Genomic DNA, 5,434 nt, shown 5'->3' on the forward strand with positions numbered 1-5,434 from the left:
GCGTTCATCCTGAGCCAGGATCAAACTCTCCGATAAAGATTTAAGCTCAAAAAGAATCAACAGGTCATGCTTCACTCTTTAGTTTTCAAGGAACACATCGAAATTCTTTTTTCTCAACCGCGTTTCGCAGCGACAAAATAGATAATAACAAGATAAAATAAAGGTGTCAACACTTTTTTTAATAAAACCAATCTCTTTTCCACATCTTACTTTCAAGAAATGTTACAAAGACGGTTCTCCCCATCGAAATGCTCTCTGTATTCCTGTCTCCAGTCAAAATAAACGAACGATCCTACACGTATTCCAAAATATTATTCGTGTTTTTTACAGATACCCATTGATTTCTGTTTTTTGGTTTGATATAGTATCTAGGGTTTTGCAGGAGATGAGAAGTCAAGTTTTTCTTTCGAAAAAAGCCAAAGTTAAGGATAGAACATCCATGCCACTATGGAGGGATCCGAATGAAAACGAAATATGACGTCATCGTCGTCGGTGCCGGACCTGCAGGAATTTTCACCTGTTACGAGCTTAGTTTAAAAATGCCGGAGGCCAAAGTCCTGTTGATCGATAAGGGGCACGACATCTATTCGCGAAATTGTCCTATTTTACAGAAAAAAATTCAAAAATGCCCTCCTCCAGCGGGCAAAAAAGACTTCGCCGGATGTGTACCCGCTTGTTCCATCACCAACGGGTTTGGAGGAGCAGGAGCTTATTCTGATGGGAAATTTAATATCACCAGCGAATTTGGCGGATGGATGACCGATTACCTCTCAACGGATACTGTACTCGACTTAATCCACTATGTAGATCAAATCAATTTGCAACACGGCGCCACTGACACGATTACCGACCCCTTGACCGAAAAAGTCAAGGAAATCGAAAAACGGGCTTATTCCGCCGGCCTCAAACTCCTCCGGGCACAAGTCCGCCATCTCGGAACAGAACAAAACCTTAAGATCCTGGCCAGCATTTACGAATATCTGAATGGCAAAATCGACATGATGTATAAGACGGAAGTTCTCGATCTCATCACGGAGCGAATCGAAGGCAGACATCATGCGGTGGGAGTCGAGTTAAAGGACGGAACACAAATTTTTTCCAAACAGATCGTGATAGTGCCCGGGCGCGATGGTTCAGCCTGGCTGGCAAAACTTTTGCGGAAGCGTCGTGTGAAAATGTCTGCCAACCAGGTGGATATCGGTGTCCGGGTAGAAACAAGCAACATTGTCATGGAAGAGATTAACCAGCATTTGTATGAAGGCAAATTTATTTTTAATACCTCAGTCGGAACCCGGGTTCGCACTTTTTGCAGCAACCCATCCGGTCATGTTGTCGTCGAAAACCATTCTGGCATCATGCTGGCAAACGGTCATGCGTACAAAGATCCCAAACTCGGCAGCGAAAATACAAATTTCGCACTACTCGTTTCCCATAAATTCGATGATCCCTTTGATCAGCCGACCGAATACGCCCATGAAGTGTCACGTTTGGCCAATCAGCTCTCCAACGGCAGCGTCATTGTCCAAAAATACGGCGATATACTGAAAGGAAGACGTTCAACTCCAAAGAGAATAAAAGAAGGATTTATCACTCCCACTTTGAAAGAAGCCGTTCCGGGAGACCTTGGTCTGGTCCTCCCCTACAACACGATGAAAAGCCTGATTGAAATGGTTGAGGCATTGGATAAGGTAACGCCAGGGATCGCATCGGAACACACACTGTTTTACGGAGTAGAAGCAAAATTCTACTCTGCCCGTCCAAAACTGAATGAACACTTTGAATCGGAAATTTCCGGACTCTATTTAGGGGGAGACGGAGCCGGAATCACCAGAGGACTTGCTCAGGCAAGTGCATGTGGCGTCTGGATTGCCCGCTCCATTATCACCAAAATGAAAAAAGGCGAATAATAAATGAAAACACCTCCGAATGGAATTACCATCAGGAGGTGTTTTTCGTATTATCGTGTTGCTTTATGGTTCCCGGCAATGGAGTAACCGGAGACCCGGGTTCCAATTAACGGGAACGATTCGAAGTTTAGAATCTAAACAGGGATGCTTTTCCCTTTATTGCGAACAGACAGAATATAGAGAGCGACCCCTAACAAAATGGCAACAAGTGCAAATACCATATTGATCGGATACTCAGTCGCAGTTTTGGGCAGTTGTCCTCCTTGCGGGGGTTGATGGCTGCCACCTCCCGGATTGTTCGTACCCGGTTGGTTTCCACCAGGATTGTTCCCTCCCGGATTGTTTCCTCCTGGATTGTTTCCACCAGGATTGTTCCCTCCTGGTTGATCACCGCCACCAGGTTGGCCAGGCTGACCGGGATTTTGGCATTTCACTCCCAGGTCGACATTAACAAGAACAACCTGACCGACGAGATGCGCACCAACCAACAGTTTCACTTTGACTACATAATAAGCACTTGCTTTGGGATGATATTCGATTTTAAACTCTTTATCTCCTTGACCAGGCTCGAAGACTCCGGATTTCACCAGTTTTCCCTGGCTGATGTCGGCTTCCTTGTTTGGAAGCTCGTAAATCTCGTAAGGAACCGTCGCTTTCAGATCAGTCCCCACAACGGCCAATAATTTTGCCAAGCTTTTCACAGTGACTTTCAGCACGATTGAATCGCAATCCGCCTTAACTTTAACCACATTTAAAAGGTTTGCTTTGGCAAAGAGTTTCAACTGCGCATCCAAGTTCACATTGACTGCCGCAGCAGACGAAACGGCCGGAAACACACTAAATGCCAACAAGAAGACAGCAAACAACACAGACAACAATGGTTTCGATTTTTTTACCATTATGTATCCCTCCTTTTGTGATAATATCTTTCCACAACTGTTTCAATTTTCCTTCTCTGAGATTTATTATATAAGCCCCAAAAAAATACAATTCATAATTTGTACAAATTTTGTTTCACTAAATACACCCAACATACGGTGGTTCATTTAAGTCTGACGAGCAGGTCATATCGCGTCTTCATACTCCTTAAACCTTGACTTCGCCAAACAGGCAAAGTCCGTTGTTTGATGAAGTTTCGGATTTTCAGGCAATATCATCCCATCAAAAATACATTTAGTTGATTCCTTGTACTATGGCCAAATAGATGCTCGAAAATGCGGTATGATTCGGCGAGTGAGTGTAGGAAAAAGAAGTGCTTATTTCTGTGAGGCGGAAGAAGAAAGAGCGAAGGGGCTATTTTGATGGTTAGTCCCGAGACTGCTGACAAAGAAAGCAGGATGACAATCTTGTGTGTCAAAAAAATTAGTTTAGAACAGAGTCAAAATCCCACTCCAATCGAGAAGGCACTATTGAATTGGTTAAAAAAGCGAGGTGAAACCAGATGAAAGTGACAGATTATTCTCGGATTGCAGACCGATATGACCAAAATCCATACCGACGACAAATCGGACCTGATGAGAACTTGAAGCGATATTTTGCTCAGCATCCTGATCGAGAATTTCGCGTTTTGGACTTAGCATGCGGTACGGGATTATATTTGCAAAAACAATTACATGCCTTTGCATCGGTGTCGGTTGAATGGTACGGGTTAGATGCATCGCAAGCCATGTTGAATCAAGCGAAAAGGAGGGTTCCAAACGTCCGGCTGATTCAAGGATTGGCTGAAGAAATGCCATACGAACCGGAGAGCTTTGATGTAATAGTGAACCATTATGCTTTTCATCATTTCGCTGAAAAATCGAGGGTACTGGATGAGGTCACTCGTATATTGAAGAAAAACGGCATGTACAAGATGCACAACATCTCCATCCATGAAATGCGGCAATGGTGGGTGTATCAATACTTCCCTTCAGCGTATTTTGAGGATTTGAAGAGATTTTGGCCAAAAGATCTGATTTATCGTGAATTATCCGTAAGAGGTTTTCAAGTTGAACTGGACATCCGTTATAGAATGACTTCTATGCCGTTGACCGAATGTATGCAACATACTCGCAATCGGGATATTTCTGTATTGACGTTAATTGATGAAAAAGACTATCAGGCAGGGGTGGAAAGATTGGAAACGGAGTTAAACCGCGATTCCGAAGCCAGCATCATCAATGATTTTGCTGAACTGCACTTGATTGCTGTGAAATAATAGGATCTACCCGATTCATCCGATAGGTGGCTCTTGTCCTGTAGATAGTTTGATCAAATTTTATACAACTTCTATTTTCTCCTTTTTTTAAAATCCATTGACAAACCCAGAAGAAATAAACCGCTGGGTTTGTCAATGGCCTCAGGCTATTCCGACAGATACCCCTCTTTTATAATTTCATTTCTAACTTGAATTATGTCATTCCATTCCAGCAGGGAGAATATCGCCTTCCGGGTACATCTTTCACCCCACAGACTGTGCCCATGCCGGGCGCACGAAAAAAGAGGAGAACACCAATCGGCATTCTCCTCTTAACGATTGATTGGAGCGGAAGACGGGATTCGAACCCGCGACCCTCGCCTTGGCAAGGCGATGCTCTACCCCTGAGCCACTTCCGCACTAATGGGGCGATCGGTGGGAATCGAACCCACGAATGCCGGAGCCACAATCCGGTGCGTTAACCACTTCGCCACGACCGCCATCAACAAAAATTTTTTAAGAACAGTGGAGCTTCCTACCAGGCTCGAACTGGTGACCTCTTCCTTACCATGGAAGCGCTCTGCCAACTGAGCTAAGGAAGCATTTTCTGGCTCCTCAGGCAGGACTCGAACCTGCAACCTACCGGTTAACAGCCGGGTGCTCTACCATTGAGCTACTGAGGAACATGGAGCGGGTGAAGGGAATCGAACCCTCGCATTCGGCTTGGAAGGCCGATGTTCTACCACTGAACTACACCCGCTTATTGGTGCGGTCGGCGAGACTCGAACTCGCACGGCCAGGGGCCACTACCCCCTCAAGATAGCGTGTCTGCCAATTCCACCACGACCGCAAACCATGGTGAGCCATGAAGGACTCGAACCTTCGACACCCTGATTAAAAGTCAGGTGCTCTACCAACTGAGCTAATGGCTCAAAATTTGAACTGGTGGAGGGAGTAGGATTCGAACCTACGAAGGCAATGCCAGCGGATTTACAGTCCGCCCCAGTTGGCCACTTTGGTATCCCTCCAAAACGCTCAATTATCTCTTTCACAGATCTTAATGTTAACATATTGGATAAAAAAAAGCAAGTATTTTTTTCGATACTCGATGAAAACCGGCATTCTGATCCTGCGAAGCAAACCTTCCGGCATTCACAAAGAACCATTTAATTGATCACAAAAAAACCCATCTCGATTGAGATGGGTTTTTTTTGTGCCTGGCAACGACCTACTCTCCCAGGGGTGAACCCCGAGTACCATCGGCGCTGGAGGGCTTAACTTCCGTGTTCGGGATGGGAACGGGTGGATCCCCTCCGCTATCATCACCAGACAGGTGGCGTGCCCTGGAAGA

General features: G+C 45.2%; 3 protein-coding genes, 8 tRNA genes and 1 rRNA gene. 2 read left to right on the plus strand and 10 right to left on the minus strand.

All coding sequences use genetic code 11. From position 1 onward, the window contains the following. The first annotated feature begins 461 nt into the window (after nt 1-461). A complete protein-coding gene (locus I8U18_RS17295; protein WP_198056605.1) occupies nt 462-1,907 on the plus strand; it encodes an NAD(P)/FAD-dependent oxidoreductase in 1,446 nt (481 codons plus the stop codon). Between the two features lie 134 nt (nt 1,908-2,041). Here I8U18_RS17295 and I8U18_RS17300 read toward each other — a convergent pair whose 3' ends face one another. Beyond that, nucleotides 2,042-2,806, minus strand: a complete 765-nt coding sequence (locus tag I8U18_RS17300; protein ID WP_198065170.1) for a hypothetical protein — start codon at nt 2,804-2,806, stop codon at nt 2,042-2,044. A 542-nt stretch (nt 2,807-3,348) separates the two neighbouring features. On the opposite strand from I8U18_RS17300, the gene I8U18_RS17305 reads away from it, so the two are divergent. Then, a complete protein-coding gene (locus I8U18_RS17305; protein ID WP_033101278.1) occupies nt 3,349-4,104 on the plus strand; it encodes a class I SAM-dependent methyltransferase in 756 nt (251 codons plus the stop codon). A gap of 323 nt (nt 4,105-4,427) precedes the next feature. Here the strand turns inward: I8U18_RS17305 and I8U18_RS17310 are convergent. The 9 genes from I8U18_RS17310 to rrf form a co-directional block, all read right to left on the minus strand. Next, nucleotides 4,428-4,502, minus strand: a tRNA-Gly gene (locus I8U18_RS17310). 5 nt (nt 4,503-4,507) lie between these two features. Continuing rightward, nucleotides 4,508-4,583: transfer RNA gene (locus I8U18_RS17315), tRNA-His, on the minus strand. A gap of 26 nt (nt 4,584-4,609) precedes the next feature. Then, nucleotides 4,610-4,685 (minus strand) — tRNA-Thr (locus I8U18_RS17320). Nucleotides 4,686-4,691: 6 nt separating this feature from the next. Further along, nucleotides 4,692-4,766, minus strand: a tRNA-Asn gene (locus tag I8U18_RS17325). A gap of 3 nt (nt 4,767-4,769) precedes the next feature. Next, a tRNA-Gly gene (locus tag I8U18_RS17330) sits at nt 4,770-4,843 on the minus strand. A gap of 4 nt (nt 4,844-4,847) precedes the next feature. Further along, nucleotides 4,848-4,933, minus strand: a tRNA-Leu gene (locus I8U18_RS17335). Between the two features lie 6 nt (nt 4,934-4,939). Continuing rightward, nucleotides 4,940-5,015: transfer RNA gene (locus I8U18_RS17340), tRNA-Lys, on the minus strand. A gap of 11 nt (nt 5,016-5,026) precedes the next feature. Then, nucleotides 5,027-5,111: transfer RNA gene (locus tag I8U18_RS17345), tRNA-Tyr, on the minus strand. Nucleotides 5,112-5,298: 187 nt separating this feature from the next. Continuing rightward, a 5S ribosomal RNA gene (gene rrf / locus I8U18_RS17350) occupies nt 5,299-5,413 on the minus strand. Between the last annotated feature and the right edge of the window lie 21 nt (nt 5,414-5,434).

The sequence above is a fragment of the Thermoactinomyces sp. CICC 10522 genome (assembly GCF_016055075.1).
Classification (GTDB): domain Bacteria; phylum Bacillota; class Bacilli; order Thermoactinomycetales; family Thermoactinomycetaceae; genus Thermoactinomyces_A; species Thermoactinomyces_A daqus.

What these genes read in the sequence shown, in the direction of transcription:
- I8U18_RS17295 (WP_198056605.1), top strand. Translation starts at nt 462, where the DNA reads ATGAAAACGAAATATGACGTCATCGTCGTCGGTGCCGGACCTGCAGGA.
- I8U18_RS17300 (WP_198065170.1), bottom strand. Translation starts at nt 2,806, where the DNA reads ATGGTAAAAAAATCGAAACCATTGTTGTCTGTGTTGTTTGCTGTCTTC.
- I8U18_RS17305 (WP_033101278.1), top strand. Translation starts at nt 3,349, where the DNA reads ATGAAAGTGACAGATTATTCTCGGATTGCAGACCGATATGACCAAAAT.